The organism is Paenibacillus sp. J22P218 (assembly GCF_056269195.1).
Genome location: NZ_JBWDNL010000006.1, coordinates 489,830 through 512,965, shown reverse-complemented (window position 1 = coordinate 512,965; position 23,136 = coordinate 489,830). Strand labels below are relative to the sequence as shown.

The window sequence follows — 23,136 nt, the reverse complement described above, 5'->3', positions numbered from 1 at the left end:
GGCCGATTTCATTCCAGGACATCGCTCGGAGAGGAAGTGCTTAAGATGAAGGCGGTTGTAAAATCGCGATTGAACCGTTCCGATACGGTTTCGGGTTATCTGTTTATTTTGCCATGGCTGGTCGGGTTTCTGCTGTTTTCGCTATTCCCGATATTGGCTTCGCTATATTTGTCATTCACCGATTACGATATATTGTCCGCGCCGAAGTGGATCGGACTGGGTAACTTCAAGCAATTGTTCGGAGACGATCCTCGTTATGCGAAGTCTATTGCAGTCACGTTAATGTACGTGCTGCTATCCGTTCCTATCCGTTTAGGTTTTGCGCTTGCCGTCGCGATTCTGCTGAATCAGAAGCTTGCGGGCTCAAGCTGGCTTCGCGCGATGTACTACTTGCCGACGCTTATGGGCGGCAGTGTGGCAATCATCGTAATGTGGGGGCAGCTGTTCGGAATTGAAGGGGCGTTTAACTCGGCCGTGGAGGCGATAACGGGCATAGACGTCGGCATCTCCTGGATCACGAACCCTTCGACGGCGCTGTATTCGATTATATTGCTTGCGACTTGGCAGTTCGGCGCTTCGATGCTTATTTTCTTGGCGGGTCTAAAGCAAGTTCCGGCAAGCCTGCTGGAAGCAGCCGAGGTAGACGGGGCGAACGGGGTCCAGCGATTCTGGAAAATAAGTCTGCCGCTGCTGACGCCTGTCGTCTTCTTCAACCTCGTTATGGGCATTATCGGCGGCTTCAAAGTATTCTCGGAGGCGATGATACTGACAGGCGGCGGACCGCATGATCAGACGCTGTTCTACGTCATCTATTTGTACGAGAATTCATTCCGCTTCCTTCATATGGGCTATGGATCGGCGATGGCGTGGGTGATGCTGCTTACAGTCGCGGTGCTGACGGGTATTTTGTTCCGTTCATCGCGATTCTGGGTCTACTATGAGCATCGGGAGGGGAATTCATGACCGTTCGTTACAAATGGCGGATAGGCTCGATCGCGCTCAGCGCGGGAGCTTGGTTATTCGCGCTTGCGATGATCTATCCGCTGTTATGGCTCGTCTCAAGCTCGTTCAAGCCGACAAGCGATATCTTCGTCCAAGCCCATAATCTCATACCGCATACGCTGCATGCAGACAATTATGCCCAAGGGCTGAAAGGCTTTGCGGACATTACGTTCGTTACTTTCTTCAAAAACTCAGCGATCGTCACTATTCTGTCTGTCATCGGAACAGTTGCATCGTCGGCGCTAGCCGCCTATGCGTTTGCAAGGATCCGCTTTCCAGGCGTCTCGTTATGGTTCGTATGCATGATGCTTACGATGATGCTGCCGGGCGAGGTGCTAATCATTCCGCAATATTTGCTCTTCAAGGAGCTTGATTGGATCGATACGCATCTGCCGCTGATCGTACCGTCTTTCGCCGGAGGCGCCTTCTTCATCTTCCTGATGATTCAATTCATGCGGGGCATCCCGCTGGACTTGGATGAATCGGCACGGATTGACGGGTGCGGAAGATTCGGCTTCTTCATCCGTATTATGCTTCCGCTTATCGTCCCGGCACTCGTCACGGCTGCTATTTTCAAGTTTTATTGGACGTGGGACGACTATTTCAGCCCGTTCCTGTACTTAAATTCGCAGAAGCTGGCGACGGTGGCGCTAGCAATCAAATCGATGTCGAACCCCACGATGGAAACCGATTGGGGAGCGGTGTTCGCGATGTCCGTCTTGTCTCTGATTCCGGTGCTTGCCATTTTCGTCGGTTTCCAGAAGTATATCGTCGAGGGCATCAGCACGACGGGAATCAAAGGTTAGAGTCGTTCGGGCACGCGCAAGAAGGACAGTTCATTAGGTCTATCTTAGACCTAATGGGCTGTTCTTTTTTTCTTGACGAAGATAGGCGGGGCGGATTATGATATGAATCAGTAATATAAATAATAACAAGTTAATGTTTTTATTAACTTGTTTCATGCCGTTAAACGCCTGACATTTGAATTTACATAATCGGAATAACATCTTTGTTAATATGTAAGCGTTTAACTAGCAGAAAGGAGCGGATGCGTGAGCCGATTCGAATGAACGAGGCGTCATACTAGCATTTCGCACACTAATAAAGGAGGCGAACGATAGAACGATGATGACAAGAAAAAGCATGAGAAAAGGTGCTGTAAAGCTATTCATCGGATTTCTTGCGATTGTTCTGATGCTTCCGACCGCTTTGATCGGCGCTTCGCCGTCTAGCGGGCTTACAGGCAGCGAGCATCACTGGGCAGAGAAGGAGTTGACGGAGTGGCAGGAGAAGGGACTCATTCAAGGGTTTGGAGATGGCAGCCTCAAGCCGAATCAATCGATTACGAGAGCGGAATTCATAACGCTCGTTAATCGGGTCTTCGGTTTCACGGCTACGGGAAATGCTCCGTTCAAGGATGCAGCGGCGGATAGCAGCTACTACAGCGATATTCAAAAGGCGGTTGCCGCAGGATATGTTCGAGGCTACGATGACGGTACGTTCCGCCCCGACATGACGATCAACCGCCAGGAAGCGGCGGTGATCCTTACGAACGTATTCGCCATTCCGCCTTCCGAGCAGCCGGTCGATAAGCTTACAGATATCGAGCAGCTTGCGAAATGGAGCAGGGGGAGCGTTCGAGCTTTAGTTGAGCAAGGTTTTGTAAGCGGTTACCCGGACAAAACGTTTAGGCCAGCAAGCCCGATTACGAGAGCTGAGGCGGTCAAGCTGATCGGCAGCCTATCCGGCGAGATTATAAATCAAGCAGGTACTTACAGCAATCTGACGACTCGCAACGCGGTTATAAGCAAAGCTGGCGTCGAACTTTCGGACAGTGTCATAGAAGGCGATCTGTTCGTGACCGCAGGTGTCGGCGAAGGCGATATTACGCTTAACAACGTAACGGTCAAAGGATCGCTTCGCATTTCGGGCGGCGGGCCGAACAGCATTCACGTTAACGACTCCGATATCGAGGCGATTATCGTGGACAAGAAGAACGGTACGGTTCGGATTGTTGTGAACGGCGCTACGAACGTTAAGCAAACCTTCGTCCTTAGCGGCGTGAAGCTGGAGAATGGCGGTAACGTTACGGGAAACGGTTATGAAAGAGTTATTTTGGAGGAGCGTCTAACCGAGAATGCAGCCGTGGAATTGTCCGGCAGCTTCGGTGAAGTCGTCACTCGATCGCTAAATGAGCCTGAGTTAAAGCTGCTGAAAGGACTCATTCGCAAGCTCGTCATCGAGCGTAAAATCAAACTTCATGCCGAGCAAGGAACGACCATTCAGGATCTGCTTATCGATACGGATTCGATTATTACCATTACAGGCTTAGGTACCGTAACGGTGAACAGCGGGTCGAAGTCGAAACCGATCTTCAAGGATCAACAATCCGAGACGCCGACCGACCTTCCGTCAACGCCTGGCGCATCCGCTCCAACGTTCGGGGAAGTATCCGTTCACGATCCATCGATCGTGAAGGCCGGCAGCACGTATTATGTTTTCGGTTCTCATATTGAAGCGGCGAAGTCGACCGATCTTCAGCACTGGACGCGGTTCACGAACGGGTACGCGACGACAGGCAATGCCTTGTTCGGCGATCTCTCCGCCAATCTTGCGGAATCGTTCGACTGGGCGGGAGAGAACGACGCCGACAATCTGGGCGGCTTCTCCGTCTGGGCGCCGGATGTATTATGGAATGCGGACTATGTCAATGAAGACGGTTCGAAGGGTGCGTACTTGATGTACTACTCGGTATCGTCTACCTATATCCGCTCGGCTATCGGGATTGCGGCTTCTCAGAACATTGAAGGCCCATATGAATATGTCGATACGATTATTTATTCCGGCTTTACCCAAGAAGACGCTACGGACGAAGACAGTGTTATTAATAAAAAATGGACGAACACGAACATTCCGTCATTGATTGAGGATGGCGTGTTAACGGAGTCGACTGCGTGGTATAACGGGGACGGCTCTTACAAAAACAGCATGTACCCGAACGCGATCGACGCGAACCTATTCTACGACGCGAACGGCATGCTTCATATGACGTATGGCTCTTGGTCGGGCGGCATCTTCTTGCTCGATATCGACAAGGCGACCGGAAGGCCGATCTATCCGGGCGAGGACGGCACGACGGAGGATGGCAGATTGATCGACCGCTACTTCGGAACGAAGATTGCGGGAGGTTACGGCAAGTCTGGAGAAGGTCCTTATGTGCGTTACGACAAGGCGACCGGCTATTATTTCCTGAATGTGACCTATGGCTGGCTTGGCGCGGACGGTGCTTACAATATGCGTCTATTCCGAGCCACGTCGCCTGAAGGCCCATACACGGATGCAATGAATCAGGATGCCGTTCTGCCGAGCAATACGGATAATGATCCTTATGGCAACAAGCTGATCGGCAATTATTTGTTCGAACGCAAGGTAGGCGATCCAGGAACGGGAATCGGCACCGGTTATGTATCATCCGGGCATAACTCGCTTTATTTCGATGAGAAGACGGGAAAAAAATTTATTGTGTTCCATACGCGTTTCCCGGGTACGGGCGAATTCCATGAAGTTCGCGTTCACCAGCTTTTCATGAACGAGGATAACTGGCCGGTCGTGGCGCCTTATCGTTATACGGGCGAGAAGCTGGGCAAAGTGAACGAGAAACAGATCGCAGGGGAATATCGATTCCTTAATCACGGCAAAACGAATGCGGTGCCGACGGTGAAGTCTATCCTCATTCGCTTGAACGAAGACAACACGATTAGCGGCGACGTGACGGGAAGCTGGCAATTGACGAGCGATTATTACGCGGAATTGACGATTGGCGGCACCGTCTACAAAGGTGTATATGCGAAGTTATGGGATACGGATTCGCAAAGCTATGTCATGACTTTCACGGCGATGTCCGGCGAAGGCGCATCGATCTGGGGCAGCAAGCTTCGTGACCGCACCGACAAGCAGCTTGTGAACGATGTGCTGAAGGGAATTCAGTTAGGGGATCTTACGAAAGTGGTCTCGGACTTAACGCTTCCGCTCGAAGGCGCACGCTATTCGCAGATTAGCTGGTCGACAAGTCATTCGTCAGTCGTAACCGAGCAAGGCGTTGTTACTCGACCGGAAGCGGATGCGGGATCAGCGACGGCACAGCTTACCGCTACAGTTACGAAAGGCGAGGAGACAGGGACGAGAGTATTTACGGTTAACGTGCTTCCTTCCCAACTTTCCGAACTTGCAGCGCGTTACGAATTCGAAGACAATTTAACGGAATCGCTGGCTGGCTTCGGTGCAGGAACGATTACTGGCAATAGGATCGATAATACAGGCGGCGCAATTACGTATGAAGATGGCATGTACGGCGATGCGGCGGCATTCGACGGCAGTTCCGGCGTCAAGCTGCCTAACGGACTCATCGCGAGCAACAGCTATTCCGTTTCGTTGTGGCTGAAGCCGGAGACGTTAAATACGTATACGTCTGCGTTCTTCGGGGCAAGAGACGGCAACAACTGGATCAGTCTTCTGCCGCAAGGTCCCGTCGGCAATCAGACCATGTTATGGTCGGGCAGCACCGTATGGTACGACGTGACTGCGGGATTAACGATTAAGGCACAGCAGTGGTCGCATATTGCCTTCACGGTAGAGAGCGGCACCGCCAAGCTGTACGTGAACGGTATACTGAAATACAGCGGCACGGGTTTCCCCGATATTTTCACGGGCAATGACGGCTCGTTCAGCCTTGGGGTGAACTGGTGGGATACGCCGTATCGAGGTCTGATCGATGATCTTCGGATTTATGAAGGCATCTTAACGCAGCAAGAGGTTCATGAGCTGGTATTCGATTCCAGCGTTGTGGTCGAGAGCGTTCAGCTCGGCTTTACCGGCAAAAAAGTATTCGCAGGAAATACGTATACGCCGTCTGGCGTATCGGTATCCCCGATAAACGCAGGCAATCAGCAGTTGCTGTGGAGCTCGGAGGATGACACCATCGCAACGGTTGATGCAGACACAGGAACGGTATCGGCTGTTCAAGCCGGCTTCGTGGACATTACGGCAACTGCGACGGACGGCAGCGGGGCAACCGCGACCTACACCTTAGAGGTTGTCGATGAAGCGATTGCCCATTACAGCTTCGAGGGCGATTTGACTGATGAACAAGGCGGCTCGTCAGGTACGATAACGGGCAATAAGGCGGACAATACGGGCGGAACGATCACCTATGACGACGGCGTCTCCGGTCAAGCCGCAGTGTTCAACGGCAGCTCGGGCATACGTCTGCCGAACGGCCTCATTGCAAGCGGCAGCTATACGGTTTCGATGTCCGTATATGTCCAGCAGGGAAGCCAGCATACGCCAGCATTTTTCGGGGCTCAGTCGGGCAACAGCTGGATTAGTCTCGTGCCGCGCGGTCCTGGCAGTTCGCAACCGACGATGTTATGGTCCGGCACGTCATGGTACGACGCGAGCACGGGCATGCAGATTCCGATCGGGGAATGGGCACATGTTGCGTTCACGGTTGAAGACGGACGCATTACGGTATACGTGAACGGCGAAGTGAAATTCACGGGAACGGGCTTCCCTGATGTATTCACATCGAATGATGCGGTGTTCGCGCTAGGCGTCAATTATTGGGATACGCCGTTCACCGGCATGATCGACGAGCTTCTGATTTATAACGCGGCGTTATCAGCCGAGCAGATTGCGGAGCTGGGAGCAGCAGCGCCGTAATACAATAAGCAACGCCCCGAATCGGATTCGGGGCGTTGTTTATTTGTATGGTTTCGCTCGGAGCCTCGGCGCAAGATAAGGGACCGATGACTTGTTGGTCGATGCATTCCTTTTCGTTGCCCTCTTCCTTTTTGATCTCCTGCTGGCAAGTATTTGTACAGCGTCCTGGTTAGTCGTCTCTTCCTCTTCTTCAGTCGATTCTCCGGCGCCGGTAGTGGAGGTGGAGGTGTCGTTCACGCTCAGTATTTTCGAATTGCCAAAGATGATCTTGCCTTCATTCTTCACAATGACGACCTTCCCGATCCAGCAAAAAAACATAGAGAGCAGCATCCCTTCCTAAGGTTAGGCGCCCTGCGCCAATTAAGCGCACAGCTCGTTCTCTCTCCATGCTATGTTCGGTCATCCTTACCGGCGTTGGCGAATGAACGGGATACATACGCCCGATTTGCGCACCTAACTAACTAGCCGCGTTGAAGGCTGCGATATTCCGAAGGGGATTGCCCGACGATTTTTTTGAAGACGGCATTGAACGAGTCGATGTCGCGGTAGCCGACAAGCTCGGCGATGGCGCTCACTTTATGCGACGATTCGCGAAGAAGCTCGCAGCTCTTATGGATGCGTGCATTTTGCAAATAAGAGCCAAACGACTGACCGGAATGCTTCGCGAATAATCGCTGCAAATGTCGGTTGCTCCATCTGGACATATGAGCCAAATCGGACAGCGTGATTGGTTCCGAAAGATGCTGCTCGATATATTGAATGACGCTCGTAAAATCCGTAGCATCGACCGTCCTCTTATCCGCTTCTCCGTATTTCAGCCTATATACCGTAATGACCAATTGGCCGACAAGCGAGAGCAGCATCGTAGCCGATCCGACGCTTGGCACGGACATTTCTCTATACAGCCGCTGCATGATGCTTTCAGCCGATCCGTCACGATCGAACACTTTGAAGTAAGAGGAAGTGTTGATTTTTTCGTTGCTGCCGAGCGCTTCTAAATGTTCTAGAACAGGTCGATCCAGCAAAATAGGCGATAGTCGCTCGGTCATGCGGGTATCGAATAAGCAATTGTATACGATGAGCGGCTCGCTGGCGGAGTCGGGCGTGCTTGGACGAAACACATGCGAGACGCCGACAGGTATGACGTATAACATGCCTTTATGAACGGAGAAGGTCTCATTCTCGATATGATGATAGCCCCTGCCTTGAGCCACATAACAATATTCAATGAATTCATGCGAGTGAAACGGAACGTGGAAGTCCTCGGTCGCTCGATTAACGAACAGATGCAAATGGTTTTGCAAATAGTGCTCATTTTTGAAAAGCTCAGTCGTTCGGTTCATTAGCGCTCCCCCTCTTGCATAGATGGCGTGATCTCAGGGATATGATGTCTTCATTGGCGGGTGAATGCGAGACAACGATCCTTATAATTATAAATTGAAAGCGTACTAGCGTAAACGGCTGACGCCGTCCCTTGGCGGCATAAGCTTTCGTTTCGCGGATGAAATATAGGCCAGTATAAAAGTACGAATTTATACTTTCCTATATTTTCAAAAATCTATGTGAGGGAGTCGTTCACATGTTCCAAATAACCAAACTTCGTTGTGAGTACAAAGAAAACCCAATTGGCATCGATTGGTCCGTTACTCCGCGTATTAGCTGGCAGCTGTTGTCGGGCGAAAGAGATTGCGTGCAAGAAGCCTATCAGATTCAAGTTGCGGGAGGCAGCTCTTTCGATAACGTCTTATGGGATTCCGGCAAAATGAACTCCGCACAGTCCATCCATGTCGAGCTGAATCATTTGAAGTTAGAAGCGCGTAATCGGTATTATTACCGCGTTCAGGCATGGGATGCGAAGGGCAATGGAACGGATTGGTCGACTGCCGCCTTCTTCGAAACGGGGCTGGCGGATGCAAGCCAGTGGCAGGCGGAGTGGATTACCGCACCGCAGCAGCTCATGCCGCAGAACGACGACCGCTCGCCGCAGCTTCGCACGTTCTTCGAGGTGAACGGACGCATCGCAAGCGCGCGAATATACGTGACGGCGCTTGGTCTGTACGAGTTGGAGCTGAACGGCGAACGCGTAGGCGATCATTATTTTACGCCGGGCTGGACCAGTTACTGGAATCGTCTGCAATATCAAACGTATGACGTGACCGGATTGCTGAAGAACGGGCAAAATGCGCTTGGCGCGTTGCTCGGCAGCGGCTGGTATAAGGGCTATCTGGGCTTTCGGCAGCAGAAGGATATATACGGCCCGAACCGGGCGTTGCTGCTGGAGCTTCATATCCGATATGAAGACGGATCGGAGCAGCATGTATTATCCAATGACAGCTGGCAGGCTGCGGAAAGCGCGATTCTAATGTCGGACATCTACATGGGCGAGCATTACGATGCGCGGCTGGAGCTCGATTGGACGAATCGTTCGCAAGACGGGTGGCAGCAAGCGGTGACCATCAACCATTCGAAGGACATCATCGTCGCGCAGGAAAATGTTCCGGTCACGAAGATTGAAAGGCTGAAGCCGATCGAGCTGATCACGACGCCGAAGGGCGAGCTCGTTCTCGATATGGGACAAAATATGGTTGGCTGGCTGAGCTTCGCGGTACAGGGAGAGGCAGGCCGAACGGTCGAGCTGGTGCATGCAGAGGTTCTCGATATCGAAGGAAACTTCTACCGGGACAATATGCGTACGGCCGAGCAGCGTGTTCGCTATACGTTGAAGGGCGGAGAGAAGGAGACGTATGAGCCGCATTTCACGTTCCAAGGATTTAGATATGTGCTGCTGACGGGATTCGGCGACAATGTGCAGGCAGACGATTTTACAGGCGTTGTTCTGCATTCGGAAATGGAGCGTACGGGGGATTTTGAGTGCTCCGACCCATTGGTCAATCAATTGCATCACAATATTTTATGGGGGCAGAAAGGCAATTTTCTTGACGTGCCGACCGACTGTCCGCAGCGCGATGAGCGGCTTGGCTGGACTGGCGATGCGCAGATGTTCGTCCGTACGGCCTCGTATTTGATGAACACGGCGCCGTTCTTCACGAAGTGGCTGCGGGATTTGAAGGTAAATCAGACGCCCGAGGGAGGCATTCCGTTTTTCATACCGGATCTGCAGCGGTCGTATACGGAAGATTCGCTCGAGAAGAACCATTCCTCTGCCGCTTGGGGAGACGCAGCGACGATCTGCCCGTGGACGATCTACGAGATGTACGGCGATACGAGGCTTCTGGCCGACCAGTACGACAGCATGAAGAAGTGGATTTCCTATATGCAAGAGCAAGGCGAGCATGCGTATCTATGGAATACGGGCTTCCACTTCGGCGATTGGCTGGGTCTCGATTCCAAGCCGGACAGCTATATCGGGGCAACGGACAGAGATTTGATCGCGACCGCTTTTTACGCCTACTCGACTGAGCTGACACGGAAGGCGGCAGAAGTGCTTGGCCATTCGGAGGATGCGGAATATTACCGCGATCTGCACGGGCGAGTCGTCGGCGCGTTCCAAGGCGAATTCGTTACCCCGTCCGGCAGGCTGGCGGTATCGACGCAAACAGCGCAGGTGCTTGCTCTGAAGTTCGGACTTGTGGAAGGCGCAGCCAAGGAGCGAGCGGTGAAGAAGCTGAAGGAGCTGCTCGCCGAATCGGGCGATCACTTGACGACGGGCTTCGTCGGGACGCCTTATCTCAATCCCGTTCTTACCGAGAACGGTCATAACGAGCTGGCGTATAAGCTGTTGTTCCAGCAAGATTACCCGTCATGGCTGTATCAGGTGACGAAAGGCGCGACGACGATCTGGGAGCATTGGGACGGCATCAAGGAGGACGGCAGCTTCTGGAGCACGGATATGAACTCGTTCAACCATTACGCTTACGGCGCAATCGGCGAATGGTTGTACCGTTATGTTGCCGGTATCGGAACGGACGAAGCGCTGCCCGGCTTCAAGCGGGTGCATATTAAGCCGCAGCCGGGAGCGGGGCTGGACTTCGTGCGGGCGAGCGTCGAAACCATGTATGGAGGCGTAGCTTCTTCCTGGACACGGAAGGAGGACGGCATGATGGAGGTGCAGGTCACTGTGCCGGCGAATGCGACCGGCGTCGTTGTACTTCCGGCAGCGCAGCTTGGTGGAGTGCTGGAAGGCGATGTGCTTGCCGGACAGTCTGCGGGCATCCATGCCGTTCAAGCTACCGAAGAAGGGGTTAGCATCGAACTAGGTTCCGGCAGCTACAGCTTTACGTACCGGCAGTAGTCTAAGCATGTCTTGGCGCACAGCAAACAGCCCCGGCACCTAACGGAGGTCCGGGGCTGAGGCCTGTTCATAATAATATGGTTTTTACGCAGGTTCAACTGTGCCTGTCGGCACGAAAGTTAGTATTAATACAAGCAGAATGAAAAGAACGAGTATAAAGCCTGTTTTACCGCAACGAGCTCCCATGTTTCAACTCCCCCTTTCGCCAAAGCCCTGCAACTCATAAGCTTATATTCAAATGAGTGCTAAAATAATAACAAGTAGAATGAATAGAACGAGAATGAAAGCCGTGCTGCCGTTAGCTGCCATGTTCAGCACCCCCTTTTCTTTACAGAATGCCGAAATAGAACCTGCGCTTAACCAACAAATCTTAAAATAATAACAAGAAGAATAAAAAGAACTAAAATAAAGCCTATCCCGCCGAGAAAACCGTAACCGTTAGCAGCCGCCATGTTCAGCACCTCCTTCTGATTGCATGATGGATGAGAAAGAGTATGGCCAATCGTTATGCCTAAAGACTAGCTCTACCCTAGTAACATATGAATTTATGTATCTCTTTGATTGTGTGAAGTGTCATACTCTATGAAAATAGTGTATTGTGCTATATTCATAGATTGATCGTTTAAACGTTTCTATAAAATTGTTTCTGACGATGGTTGCTTGTCTCAATCCATTCATTCTGTACGCTCATATTCTATTGAAATCGAATAGAGAGGTTGGGATAGGCATGGATAATATTTCGAAAGACGTCTTCAAAGCAGTTGAGGGGAAAACAGGCAAGCAAGTGCCCAAACAAGCACTGAACAGAATTGCGCAAGGAGTATCTTCAGGCACTCTGCAAAGCGATGCGCAGTTGCGAAGTTTGATTATGCAAGTCTCCAAGGCTGTTAATGTGCCGGTTTCGAAAACGACCGTCAATCAAATCATTGCAGCGGTCAAGCAAAGCGGCGGCAATTTGGGTTCTCTGGAATCATTGATAAAAGCATCCATAAAAAAATAAGGCGAAATGGAACCCGGTACGAGTTGGTACTGGGTTTGTTGTCTAATAAAAAGCAGCCCTTCCCTGGATAAGGAGCGAGCTGCTTTTGCATATCAAGGTATTAACTATCTGCGTATATATCTCTTTCTTGATCTAGGATATACATATACAACTTTTGTTATTGTTCTTGTTTTTCCTTTGTTTTTGTTTTTGTTTTTTAACAAACCGCCTAAAAGCGGCAATATGGGGGAAATAGCTGTAATCAATGGCTGAATCTTTTCAATATTACTCGCAATGCCTTCAATTCCGCCGAGGTTCTCGATCAAACTTCCCAGATCGGATGAGTTTTTACTTTTTGCTACAGATCTTGAATCAGCTTTCTTGCTTGAGGAACTCGATTTATTCGTGATAGACTGATCGACGCCTCTCTTCTTTACATCCTGAGCAATAGATTGTTTGATTACAAGTTTGTTTTTGATCATAGCCGCTTCCCTTCTAAAGATAGAATATAAATCTAGAATTATACTATGCATCCTCTTAATAATTTGATAGAGGCCATATAACCCGAAAATAACCATTCAGGCTTAATAATTTTGCCAAGCATATGGAGTCCGAATATCCCAATCGTCGAATCTGATGCCATTCACACAAAATAGTGAGGCAAATCTCGTCTGCCGTGAACCTAGGTTCACGGCAGTGAGTTTTGCCTCACTATTTGTTTGTTATACCGTATATTGGAGCAATAATATTGAGTTTAGTTTGCTTTCGTCTGCAGACGGATCACGTTCCAAGAAGCTTTCGCAAGCTGCGCTTTCACTCGTCCGTTGTCGATGGAGGAGCTGCCGCCGCTGCGAGGAGCGACATTGTTCGGGTTCTCTTTCGTATTTACGGCCATTAGGTCGTTGCTCTCCAGCACGATATGCTCGATCAAGCTGACTGCGCCGAAGCTGCGAAGGTCGACGTCCAACTCCATGCTCTCGCCGAGATGGCGGTTAACGGCGAAGATCGTCACTTCTCCAGCCTCCTCATTGTGCACGCTGATCGCTTCCAGGTAAGGAACATCCGTGTAATCCTTGGAATCATACTTCGGCGAAGAGGTAATGGCATGCAGGACAGTTCCTCTGCCGTAAACCGAAGCATGAAGGAACGGATAATATGTCGTTTGCAACCAGAGAGGTCCGCCGTTCTCGGTCGTAATTGGCGCGATGACATTAATCAGCTGAGCGATACATGCCATTTTTACGCGATCCGCGTGCTTCATGAGCGTTATCAGATAGCAGCCAACCGCGAGTGCGTCCGCATGTGTGTATACGTCCTCGAATTCCGGCGGTGCTACTTGCCAGCGCTCATCCGCGCGGCTTGATCCAATCGTGTTCCAAACGTTCCACTCATCCAGCGAGAGCATGATCTTCTTCTTGCTCCGCTTCTTCGCTTTCACGTAATCGCAGATCGATGCTACGCTGTCGATGAATGCGTCAAAGTTCAGCGAGCTGGCAAGGAAGTTGGCCGTATCGCCCGCATTGTTGTTGTAGTAAGCATGCAGAGACAGATAGTCTACGGTATCATAAGTCAGATCAAGCACAGTCGCTTCCCAGTCGGCGAACGTACTCATGCCGCTGGATGAACTGCCACAAGCGACCAGCTCGATCGAAGGATCGACCCAGCGCATGGCTTTGCCGGTTTCATTGGCCAGACGGCCGTATTCAACGGCTGTTTTGGCGCCAATCTGCCAAGGTCCGTCCATTTCGTTGCCCAGACACCATGTTTTGAACTTGTGAGGATCCTTGTAGCCATGTGAGATGCGCAGGTCGCTCCAGAATGAACCGGATGGATGATTGCAATATTCGACGAGGTTTCTTGCCGCATCGACACCGCGCGTGCCGAGATTGACGGCCATCATGACCTCCGAGCCGACCAGCTTTGCCCAATCGGCGAATTCATTCGTACCGACTTCGTTCGTCTCCGTCGTCCACCAAGCAAGGTCTAGCAGCCGCTTCCGTTCGGACTTCGGTCCGACGCCGTCTTCCCAGTTATAGCCTGATACGAAATTGCCGCCCGGGTAACGAATGATCGGAACTTGCAGCGCGCGAATGGCTTCGATTGCATCGCGGCGGAAACCGTTCTCGTCAGCTGTCGGATGCCCCGGCTCGTAAATGCCTCCGTACACAGCGCGTCCTAGATGCTCGATGAATGATCCGTAGAGTCTTGGATCCACGGGCGATATAGCAAAATCTTTATCGATTAGCATAGTTGATTTCAGGGACATAATCATGCATCCTCCTAAATATTGAATAAATTAAAATACGAATCCTAAAAGATTGAATTAACAATTAATATGTATCATAATGAATTAAATGTTTCAATACGATTCGTTAGGATTAACTAAATTGCGTATTCTAAAGGGGCGATAAAATCCATGTATCTATCGACAAACGCTGCTTCGCTTCAGGTGTATGAAGCGCTCGCGAGTGAGGTCAGGCTGCATATTATCGATAAGCTGTTCATAAGGGAAATGCATATCAAGGAGCTGGCGTCCGAGCTATATTTAAGCAATGCGATTGTAAGCAGCCATGTGAGCAAGCTGGAGAAGGCGGGAATCGTCGGCAGCAAAATGAGGCGGGTAGGCGGAGGGACGTATAAGTATTGCTTCGTGAATACGGCTTTCATGCAAATACAGCTCACTCCTGCCAAACAAGTCTCGGGCGGCTATGAGGAAGTGTCCGTTCCCGTTGGCCATTATACCGACTACGAGGCATGGCCGACCTGCGGTATCGCAACGACAGAGAGAATGATCGGTCAATACGATAACCCGGCTTACTTCATGGATCCCGAACGGGTTAGCGCGGGCATTCTATGGTTTGCGCGCGGGTTCGTTGAGTATAAAATACCTAATTATCTGTTCAAGGATCAGATGCTGAGAGAGATCGAGATTTCGATGGAAATCGGCTCTGAGGCTCCTCATATTAACGAGCATTGGCCATCCGAGATTAGATTCTCGCTTAATGGCCAGCCGATCGGAGCATGGACAAGCCCGGGCGACTTCGGTGAAACGAGAGGAAGACTGAGCCCGAGATGGTGGCATTCGGACGTCAATCAATACGGACTGATGAAAGTATTGCGCATTAATGAGAGCGGCACGTTTATTGACGGATTGCGGATTTCAGACACCTGCATCGGTCAGCTGCAACTGGATGCCAGCCACTGGACGTTTCGTCTAAGCGCGCAGGATTCCCAGCGCGGACGGGGCGGACTAACGATTTATGGCAAAGGCTTCGGCAATTATGATCAGGATATCGTCGTAAAAAGCTATTACGAATGAAGCAAAAAAATCGACTCTCTATGAGCCTTGAAAAGATGCATGTAAATACTATGGTTCATTTTTTGCTATAATCAGAGAGATGTTAAAACTATTTGTTAAAGCCATAACGATTTGTTCGTCCGTTACCGCGATATTACATACAACGGCCGCAACGAGAATCCATCGCGCATTTACGGATTTGACGAAGAGCGGATCGCTGCAGACATCCGTTTCATCAACGTGCGCATCAACGATCGGCTCGTAACGGATGCGCAAAGCGGTCATTTCGACTTAAATGATTTCGTTAAAGATGTGTCGTTTGGCTAGCATGAAAAAAAAGAGGAAAACCTCACTCGCTACGAACCTGGGTTCACGGGCAGTGAGGTTTTCCTGCTTTCATTATTCGGATTTGTTTTCCGTCTCGCATGCTTCATCGACTGCGGATTGGAATTCCTCTTCATTGCGGGAAGCAAGCTTGTCGCCGTATTGATCCAAGCGGTCTGGGCTGCTGGACGGTCCGTCGTTATCGGGCTTATTGTTTCTTCCTGACATTTGCCTTTCACCCCCTGTTCTTAAAGCAGATTGATTCATGAACAACTTTATTGTTGTTCCAAATCGCAGCGTTATTTATGCATAGCAATCGGTCGTAAAGGCACAAAAAATAGCGGGTTAACGAACTATGATAGAATAGAGGTTATGATTGTTTAGATTAGGGCATATACGCGATTTCGCCTCTTTTGCTACGATTATTTTGTACACAGAAATGAAATGAGGGGGAATCGTTTTGAAAAATAATAAATGGATCGCGTTAGTGATGATTGGTGTTATGACTACGGTAATCGGCTGCTCATCAGGCAATGGAAACGATAATGCCGGAAACAATTCCAATGCGACCGGAGAAGGTACGGAATCCGCGCAAAACGCCGACGGCAAATTCGAACCGCCGATTACGATCACGACCGCTCGTCCGGTAGGCTCCGACTATACGTTCATTAACGGCGAGGATATTAACAACAACGTGCACAACAAATGGACGAAGGAAAAGCTGGGCATCGAAATCAAGGATCTGTGGAACACGACCGATAATGGCGCTTATCATACGAAGCTTAGACTTTCCCTGACGACGCAGGATCAACTCCCGGACGTGTTCATCGTACAGGATCAGAACCTGATAGCCGATCTCATTCAGTCGGGTAAGGTGAAGGATATCTCGAAGGATTTCGAAGCGTATGCAAGCGATCGGATCAAAAAGCTGTATGAGGAAAACAACGCTTCGCTGAATCAAGTGAAGAAGGGCGATCAGCTTCTAGGTCTTCCGATCTTCTCGGCTGGCGACGGAACGAATCCGGTCTTGTGGGTACGTCAGGACTGGCTCGACAAGCTGAATCTGAAGGCTCCGACAACGATCGAAGAATTCGAAACGGTGATGGACGCGTTCACCAATCAAGATCCGGACGGCAACGGCACGAAGGATACGTTCGGCTTCAGCTTGTCCGGACGGAACGGCTTCTCCAACTGGATGTCCGACGTAAGCTTTGTCTTCGGTGCTTATACGGGCAAGTTCATTCCCGGCACTTGGCAACAAGGAAGCGACGGCACATTGAAATACGGGTCCGTGCAACCGGAAATCAAGAGCGGCCTAGGCAAGCTTCAGGATTGGTACAAGAAGGGATATCTTGATCCAGAGTTAGCGGCCATTGATGAAGTGAAAGCGACCGAAAGCTTCATCCAAGGCAAGTCGGGCATGATTGCCGCTCCATTCTGGGCGATGGGCTGGCCGCTCGGAGACGTAAAAGGAACGAACCCGGACGCGAAGCTAAGAGCGTACCCGTTGCCGACGGGATCGGACGGCAAATCGGCTCGTTATACCGGCTATATCAACGAAGGCAAAGTGATGATGTTCAACAAGGATTTCGAACATATGGACGCATTCTTCTTGTATATGGATAAAATTTACGACAATCAATTCGAAACCGGCGACTTCAAGGACGGATTTTTCGAGGGCTACGATTACGCGATCGTCGACGGCAAGCCGGAATACGATTCGAAGAAGTTCCCGACGCCGCTCGAGGCAGCCGCATCGTCGAGCAAATACAACCTGTTCTGGAACGTACCCGCTATTCCTTTCCAAGGATCAGCCAATTATGATTACATGTTTAACGGCGGAGAGCCGACCACGAGAGCGCATAAAGAAATTATGATTCAAGATCCGGAGATGGTTCGTGCCGGAGCTCTCAATTATCAAATGGCCGGCATCAACGCGCCAACCGAATTTTTGGGAGCGCCGACCGAGACGATGAGAAACAAAGGCGACAACCTGAAGACGATGGAGCTTGAGACGTTCGCCAAAATCATCTACGGCAACGAGTCCATCGATAAATTCGATTCCTTCGTAGCGGATTGGAAGAGCAAAGGCGGCGACCAAATCGAGAAAGAGATCAACGAATGGTATAAGAGCGTGAATCCGTAAAGACAAAAAAAGGGCTGCACCGGAGGAGTTGATTCTTCGGGGGCAGCCCTTTTGCATATTATCGATTGCGGAAGTTCTGAGGCGTAAGCTGATGGAATTCTTTGAAAATATGAATGAAATATTGCGTTTTCTGATAACCGATTTCCTTGGCGATATCGGAAACTTTTTTGTTCGTGCCCATGAGCAGCTCCGCGGCTTTCTCCATTCGAACGCGCAGAATGTAAGTAGACAAGCTTTCGCCGGTTTCCTTCTTGTACAATCGGGACAAGTAGACGGGATGCAGATAGACATGCTCGCTGACCCTTGTGAGAGAGACGTCCTCGTGCAGATGAAGCGCGATATACTCATGGATCTGGCGAATAATACGGTTGCGGTTAGGGGTTGATTCCTGCAGCGAGCGCTTGAACTGGTCGATGATCGACAGCGCCCACTCCATGATCGCTTCCGTCGATTTGAAATAAAACGATTCGGGCTGCAGGGGATGACCGACAAGGTCGGCGAACGAATCTCCCTGTTTGTGCGCAATGTAAGAGAAGCTGCTGAACAAGTAATAAACGATCTCCATAAGCTGCTGCTGCGATTGGCAAGTGGGACTGTTCAATTCCGCCATAATAAGCTCCAGCTTGCCGTTCACTTCCTCCCAGCGCCCGGTCTCCATCAACTGCTGGATGGTAGGCGACTGATGAAGCTGCACGAGCGGCTTCAGCTCCTTCCGTGGCTCATCTTGATCGAGTGTCCGCATGACGCCGCTGCGCGTTCCGATAGAACGGCCGAAGCCGTTAAGTGCTAGCAGGTATTGACGATACAGTTCGTGCCGGTAGGGAAAAGCGCTCGTGAGCAGGATGGAAACGGGCCGTTTCATGTATTGCAGAACGGCCTGCTGCAGGTCGCAGGTACGTTGCTGCAGATGCTCATGTGAACCGAATCGCTGTATGGGAAGCAGCAGGACAATGAATCGATAGGAATCCTTGCATGACCAAAGGGACGGAATGCCGTTTATTTTGCCGTATAAAATTTCCTCCGCCATATTGAGCAAGCCGTAGCTGAACAGCTCGAAGTCCTCGCGGGTTGCTTCCTCGCTTCCCGTTTCGATTCGAATCAACGCAAGCGCGCACTCCTCATCCGGTCCGATTGGCAACTGAAGGGCATGCAGATGCCGCTGCATCTCATCCGGCCCGTATTTACGGCCCAGCAGCAGATCAAGCAGCAAATGCTCGCGCATGCGGTGAATGCCCAGTTTCAACATGTCGTTAGCGGCCGATAAGTGCTCGCTTTGCCTCTTCTCCTCGTCTATGAGGACGAGAACCTTCTGCAAGCAGGAGACGACCTCATCCTCGGTCACGGGCTTAAGCAAATAATCGGCAGCCCCGTGCTGCAGCGCTTTCCGGGCATACTCGAACTCGGAATAACCGGATAACAGCACAACCTTAAGGTCAGGATAGTCTTCGCGCAGTACCGCGAGCAGCTCTAATCCGCTCGTCTCCGGCATTTTAATATCGGTTACGACGATTTGCAGCTCGGTGTTCCGGGAAATCTCGAGAGCCTCCTCGGCCGAGCCTGCCTTATATATGGTTATATCGCCAATTCGTGACCAAGGGATCTGCTCCTCCAAAAAATCAAGCACGTAATCCTCGTCATCCACTAATAAGACGTTCATCTCTTTGACCCAGCTCCCTGTGCGATAGTTGTAGATGAAGCGTAACCCGCAAACCGCCCCATTCGTTGACCGAGAAAGTTAGTCCGGAATGGCCGCCGTATCGGTTTATTAACCGGTTATGGACATTGCTTAGTCCGCAGCCCATTCCATCGCCGGCAACGCTGCTGCCGTGTACGCTATCGATAAGCGACTGAAGCTTCTCTCCCGGCAACCCGTGACCGTCGTCGTCGACGTGAATCAAGTACTGGTCGCCGCGCGCAATGCCCTCGATATGAACTCTTCCGGACGTCCTTTTCTGTTCGATGCCGTGCACGATCGCGTTCTCGACGATCGGCTGCAGTAGAAGGGTCGGCACCGAAAGGTTAAGCATGGCGGAAGGGATATCGATTTCGTAAGACAGCCGCTTGTTGCGGAGCGACTGCACCTCCAAATAGCTTTCGATGAGCCGGATTTCGTCCTCGAGCGTCGTTATCGATCCCGCCTTGCGGGTGATATACCGGTAGAACTCGGACAAGTTCTTGGCCATCGAAACGACGGCCGCTGGCGATTTGTTCGCCATGCTCACGATATAGAACAAGCAATTATACAGAAAATGAGGATTGATCTGGGACTGCAAATGCTTGTATTCGGCTTCCCGCGTCCGTACTTTCTCCTCGTACACGTTCTCGATCAGCGACTGTATGCGCGAGGCCATCTCGTTGAACCGCTCGAACAAATAGTCGAATTCGTTGTTGGTCCTTACCGTGGCTCTGCTGGCATAATCGCCGGAGCCCAGCGCCTCGAGCTTCCGTACCAGATAGCCGAACGGCTTGCGGAAGTGGCTGTAAAACAAATAAGAAATCATGATGCCCGCGACGGCAAGGAAGGCGAGGCTGCCATTGACAAGCCAGTTCACCTTTTGCAAAGGCCCAAGAAACTCGTCCAGCCGAATGTAACTGACGAGCGTACCGCCGAGCGAAGGACTGAACACGAACTGAACCAAATATTGCTCGCCGTCCGCCCCCATAACGGAAAGCTTCGGATGAGTGATTGCGTCGGTATCGAGCTCGCCATGTTCGATTAATTGCCTGGCCAAATCCATATCAACGTTGCTGCTCCGAATAATGTCCGCGCCAGGAAAATAGAAAAACGACGTGCCGTTGCCGGATGCGTCAAGCCCGGTCAATACGGAGGTCAAATAACGGCTTGATATCGCAGTCTCGACGACGGATACGGTATTGCTTAGATCGGGCGCCGCGATCGCCGGGAAGGAGAACAATAAGCGGAATGAAAGCAAGCCCTCGTTGTTGTCTACGATCCACCGGTTCATCGGTTTGTTGGCGAGCTGCTCGTAATTGTAGGGCAATGTACCTTCCGATGTAATCGACTCCTCAATGGACGGCCAGTGCACCGTTAGTTCGGAAATGAGAGGCTCGGCCTGGCTTTGCAGCACCAGCTTTTCCTCGATCGTTTTGCGCATGAACAGGTGGTTCAAATATTCCGGGAAATCCGATGAGCTGGCATAACCTCTGATCGTGGAATCGTTGACAAGCATCAGCGTCTGGGTTTCGAGCTGGCGAAGCGACTGTTCAAGCTGCCCCATTGTGAATTCCAACTGCTTGGCCGCCGATTCCTCGAGCGTATGCTTGACTACTTGTTTACTTGCTTCATTCGCATAGGCAAATAATAGAGTTGAAGGAATAAGAAGCAGTGCAAGCATAATGAGCAGCTTTTGAAATATTTTATATTTTATCACGCTGGGCACCGCCTATTTCGGATTTAACCAAAGAGGTTATGAGAGTGGTTATAGATGTTAAGACCTTATCATAGGTGGGCTCTAGGCCCGTTGATATAATAGTAGCAGAAGTAGATGAATGCGCAATCATGGGAAATGAGAGAGGGGAAATACGCATGGAAAGCGGGATTGGAAAGCAGGCGGCAACGCCTACCGCGATCAATAGGGAGTCGAAATGGTTAAGGGGACTTAAAAAAACATGGCCGCTGCATTTGCTCATCTTGCCGGCTACGGTTATCGCGATCGTCTTTCATTATTTTCCTATACTCGGGCTCGTAATGGCCTTTCAGGACTATAAGCCATGGCTTGGTTTCTTCAAGTCGGATTGGGTAGGATTCAAGCATTTCGAGTCTTTATTTATGTTCGACGAGTCCGTGCAAGTGATCTGGAACACGCTAATTATTTCCATACTTAAGATCGTATTCGGATTGTTCGTACCGATCGGTATCGCCTTGCTGCTTAACGAGGTTCGCAAGGTCGGAATCAAGCGCAGCATCCAAACGCTTGTCTACCTGCCGCACTTCTTATCATGGGTTATTCTAGGCGGCATCTTGATCGATCTGTTGTCGGTCAAGGGCGGCTTGGTGAATCGAATGCTGACAGACTGGTTCGGCATGGCGCCGATCTTCTTCCTGGGAGATGGTGATTGGTTCCGATTCATCATTGTAGTCAGCGATATTTGGAAAGAATTCGGTTTCGCGATGATCATTTATTTGGCAGCAATCGCAGGCGTAAATCCGGCTTTGTACGAGGCGGCGGAAGTAGACGGAGCGACGAGATTCCAGCAAACGATCCATGTAACGCTTCCTGTCATGCTGCCGATTATCGTCGTCGTGGCCACGCTTCAACTGGGTAATGTGCTTAACGCCGGCTTCGACCAAATATTCAACCTGTATAATCCGCTCGTTTATAGCAAAGGCGATGTCATCGACACGTTTGTCTACCGATCGGCGATGCTCAAAGGAGACTTTAGCTTCGCAACGGCAGTCGGACTGTTCAAATCGATCATCAGCTTCGTTCTGATTATCGTCTCGTACCGATTAGCTTACCGGTTCGGCAACTATCGGATTTTCTAAAGAAAGAGGAGAGAGCGAATGTATCACAAATCTACCGGATATCGAATGTTCAGCATCTTCAATCATCTCTTCCTGATCGCGTTATCGTTGCTGTGCATCTTGCCGCTTATGCACGTGCTAGCCGTATCGTTTAGCGGGAAGTCGGCGGCAACGGCGAATATCGTCAATCTATGGCCGGTCGATTTCACGCTGGAGTCGTATGAGAAAACGATTAATAATCCGGCTTTCATTCGGGCTTTGTTTTATTCCCTATACCGGACTGTACTCGGGACTGCAATAGGCATGGCGGTTATCGTATTTGCCGGATATGCGCTGTCCAAGCGAAATACCGCGTTCAAGAGCCGCAACGTTTACATGTGGTTTTTCGTATTCACGATGCTTTTCTCGGGCGGCTTGGTTCCTGGTTATATTCTTGTTACCGAGCTGTATCTCATTAACACGATCTGGGCGCTTATATTGCCGACAGCACTTAGCGTATACAATATGATTCTGCTTATGAACTTCTTCCGAACGATACCTGCCGAATTGGAGGAGGCCGCGCTGATCGACGGTGCGGGACTGTTCCGGATCTTGTTCAGCATTCACCTGCCCGTGTCGATGCCTGCGCTCGCAACGATTACGCTATTCACGCTGGTCGGGCATTGGAACTCATGGTTCGACGGTCTGATCTATATGATGGATACGAAAAAATATCCGCTCGCGACTTTCCTGCAAACCGTCGTTGTCCAGCAGGACTTCAGCAAAATGAGCATTAATCCGCAGGATATGGAGAACCTGTCGCAGCGAACGGTGAAAGCCGCGCAAATCTTTATCGGGGCGCTGCCGATCCTGCTTGTCTATCCGTTCCTGCAAAAATATTTCGTCAAAGGCATCGTGCTCGGCGCGGTGAAAGAATAGACAAGGAGCTGAT

The 23,136-nt window shown here is 50.7% G+C and carries 18 protein-coding genes; 11 read left to right on the top strand and 7 right to left on the bottom strand.

The genetic code is table 11. The annotated features are described in order from the left end of the window. Nucleotides 1-45 precede the first annotated feature (45 nt). The 4 genes from AC0YN0_RS25895 to AC0YN0_RS25880 all read left to right on the top strand — a co-directional run bounded on the left by AC0YN0_RS25895 (nucleotide 46) and on the right by AC0YN0_RS25880 (nucleotide 7,060). A complete protein-coding gene (locus AC0YN0_RS25895; protein WP_475823836.1) occupies nucleotides 46-963 on the top strand; it encodes a carbohydrate ABC transporter permease in 918 nt (305 codons plus the stop codon). Next, nucleotides 960-1,808, top strand: a complete 849-nt coding sequence (locus AC0YN0_RS25890; RefSeq protein WP_475823835.1) for a carbohydrate ABC transporter permease — start codon at nucleotides 960-962, stop codon at nucleotides 1,806-1,808. Before AC0YN0_RS25895 ends, AC0YN0_RS25890 begins: the two co-directional genes overlap by 4 nt. Before the next feature lie 319 nt (nucleotides 1,809-2,127). Next, nucleotides 2,128-6,720: a LamG-like jellyroll fold domain-containing protein gene (locus AC0YN0_RS25885; RefSeq protein ID WP_475823834.1), complete on the top strand. Its 4,593-nt coding sequence runs from the start codon at nucleotides 2,128-2,130 to the stop codon at nucleotides 6,718-6,720. Between the two features lie 91 nt (nucleotides 6,721-6,811). Next, nucleotides 6,812-7,060 (top strand): hypothetical protein, encoded by a 249-nt coding sequence (locus tag AC0YN0_RS25880; RefSeq protein ID WP_475823833.1) that lies wholly within the window; start codon nucleotides 6,812-6,814, stop codon nucleotides 7,058-7,060. 121 nt (nucleotides 7,061-7,181) lie between these two features. Here AC0YN0_RS25880 and AC0YN0_RS25875 read toward each other — a convergent pair whose 3' ends face one another. Beyond that, entirely contained in the window at nucleotides 7,182-8,063 is an 882-nt protein-coding gene (locus AC0YN0_RS25875; protein ID WP_475823832.1) for a helix-turn-helix domain-containing protein, read from the bottom strand. A 236-nt stretch (nucleotides 8,064-8,299) separates the two neighbouring features. On the opposite strand from AC0YN0_RS25875, the gene AC0YN0_RS25870 reads away from it, so the two are divergent. Beyond that, nucleotides 8,300-10,972 carry a family 78 glycoside hydrolase catalytic domain gene (locus AC0YN0_RS25870; protein ID WP_475823831.1) on the top strand — a complete coding sequence of 891 codons (2,673 nt, stop codon included), beginning with the start codon at nucleotides 8,300-8,302 and terminating at the stop codon, nucleotides 10,970-10,972. Between the two features lie 356 nt (nucleotides 10,973-11,328). On the opposite strand, the gene AC0YN0_RS25865 is transcribed toward AC0YN0_RS25870, so the two are convergent. Continuing rightward, nucleotides 11,329-11,424, bottom strand: a complete 96-nt coding sequence (locus tag AC0YN0_RS25865; protein ID WP_475823830.1) for a YjcZ family sporulation protein — start codon at nucleotides 11,422-11,424, stop codon at nucleotides 11,329-11,331. Between the two features lie 275 nt (nucleotides 11,425-11,699). On the opposite strand from AC0YN0_RS25865, the gene AC0YN0_RS25860 reads away from it, so the two are divergent. Then, nucleotides 11,700-11,972: a stage VI sporulation protein F gene (locus AC0YN0_RS25860; protein WP_475823829.1), complete on the top strand. Its 273-nt coding sequence runs from the start codon at nucleotides 11,700-11,702 to the stop codon at nucleotides 11,970-11,972. A gap of 104 nt (nucleotides 11,973-12,076) precedes the next feature. On the opposite strand, the gene AC0YN0_RS25855 is transcribed toward AC0YN0_RS25860, so the two are convergent. Both AC0YN0_RS25855 and arfA read right to left on the bottom strand, forming a co-directional pair. Beyond that, on the bottom strand, nucleotides 12,077-12,433 hold the full coding sequence (locus AC0YN0_RS25855; protein WP_475823828.1) for a hypothetical protein: 357 nt from the start codon (nucleotides 12,431-12,433) through the stop codon (nucleotides 12,077-12,079). Between the two features lie 272 nt (nucleotides 12,434-12,705). Next, nucleotides 12,706-14,217, bottom strand: coding sequence for an arabinosylfuranosidase ArfA (gene arfA, locus AC0YN0_RS25850; RefSeq protein WP_475823827.1), 1,512 nt, complete (start codon nucleotides 14,215-14,217; stop codon nucleotides 12,706-12,708). Between the two features lie 150 nt (nucleotides 14,218-14,367). Between arfA and AC0YN0_RS25845 the strand changes: the two genes are divergently transcribed. Together AC0YN0_RS25845 and AC0YN0_RS25840 are read left to right on the top strand one after the other, a co-directional pair. After that, nucleotides 14,368-15,270, top strand: coding sequence for an ArsR/SmtB family transcription factor (locus tag AC0YN0_RS25845; protein ID WP_475823826.1), 903 nt, complete (start codon nucleotides 14,368-14,370; stop codon nucleotides 15,268-15,270). 111 nt (nucleotides 15,271-15,381) lie between these two features. Next, complete coding sequence (locus tag AC0YN0_RS25840) at nucleotides 15,382-15,576, top strand: hypothetical protein (RefSeq protein ID WP_475823825.1); 195 nt, start codon at nucleotides 15,382-15,384, stop codon at nucleotides 15,574-15,576. Nucleotides 15,577-15,648: 72 nt separating this feature from the next. Here the strand turns inward: AC0YN0_RS25840 and AC0YN0_RS25835 are convergent, their stop codons facing one another. Then, complete coding sequence (locus AC0YN0_RS25835) at nucleotides 15,649-15,801, bottom strand: hypothetical protein (protein WP_442050942.1); 153 nt, start codon at nucleotides 15,799-15,801, stop codon at nucleotides 15,649-15,651. 232 nt (nucleotides 15,802-16,033) lie between these two features. Here AC0YN0_RS25835 and AC0YN0_RS25830 point away from each other — a divergent pair, with 232 nt between their 5' ends. Then, on the top strand, nucleotides 16,034-17,719 hold the full coding sequence (locus AC0YN0_RS25830) for an extracellular solute-binding protein (RefSeq protein WP_475823824.1): 1,686 nt from the start codon (nucleotides 16,034-16,036) through the stop codon (nucleotides 17,717-17,719). Between the two features lie 58 nt (nucleotides 17,720-17,777). Here the strand turns inward: AC0YN0_RS25830 and AC0YN0_RS25825 are convergent, their stop codons facing one another. Together AC0YN0_RS25825 and AC0YN0_RS25820 are read right to left on the bottom strand one after the other, a co-directional pair. Next, nucleotides 17,778-19,376: a response regulator transcription factor gene (locus AC0YN0_RS25825; RefSeq protein WP_475823823.1), complete on the bottom strand. Its 1,599-nt coding sequence runs from the start codon at nucleotides 19,374-19,376 to the stop codon at nucleotides 17,778-17,780. Next, nucleotides 19,354-21,111 carry a sensor histidine kinase gene (locus AC0YN0_RS25820; RefSeq protein WP_475823822.1) on the bottom strand — a complete coding sequence of 586 codons (1,758 nt, stop codon included), beginning with the start codon at nucleotides 21,109-21,111 and terminating at the stop codon, nucleotides 19,354-19,356. The genes AC0YN0_RS25825 and AC0YN0_RS25820 overlap by 23 nt, the downstream gene beginning before the upstream one ends. Before the next feature lie 155 nt (nucleotides 21,112-21,266). Between AC0YN0_RS25820 and AC0YN0_RS25815 the strand changes: the two genes are divergently transcribed. Next, on the top strand, nucleotides 21,267-22,226 hold the full coding sequence (locus AC0YN0_RS25815; RefSeq protein ID WP_475823821.1) for an ABC transporter permease: 960 nt from the start codon (nucleotides 21,267-21,269) through the stop codon (nucleotides 22,224-22,226). An 18-nt stretch (nucleotides 22,227-22,244) separates the two neighbouring features. Further along, a complete protein-coding gene (locus AC0YN0_RS25810; RefSeq protein WP_475823820.1) occupies nucleotides 22,245-23,123 on the top strand; it encodes a carbohydrate ABC transporter permease in 879 nt (292 codons plus the stop codon). Nucleotides 23,124-23,136 lie beyond the last annotated feature (13 nt).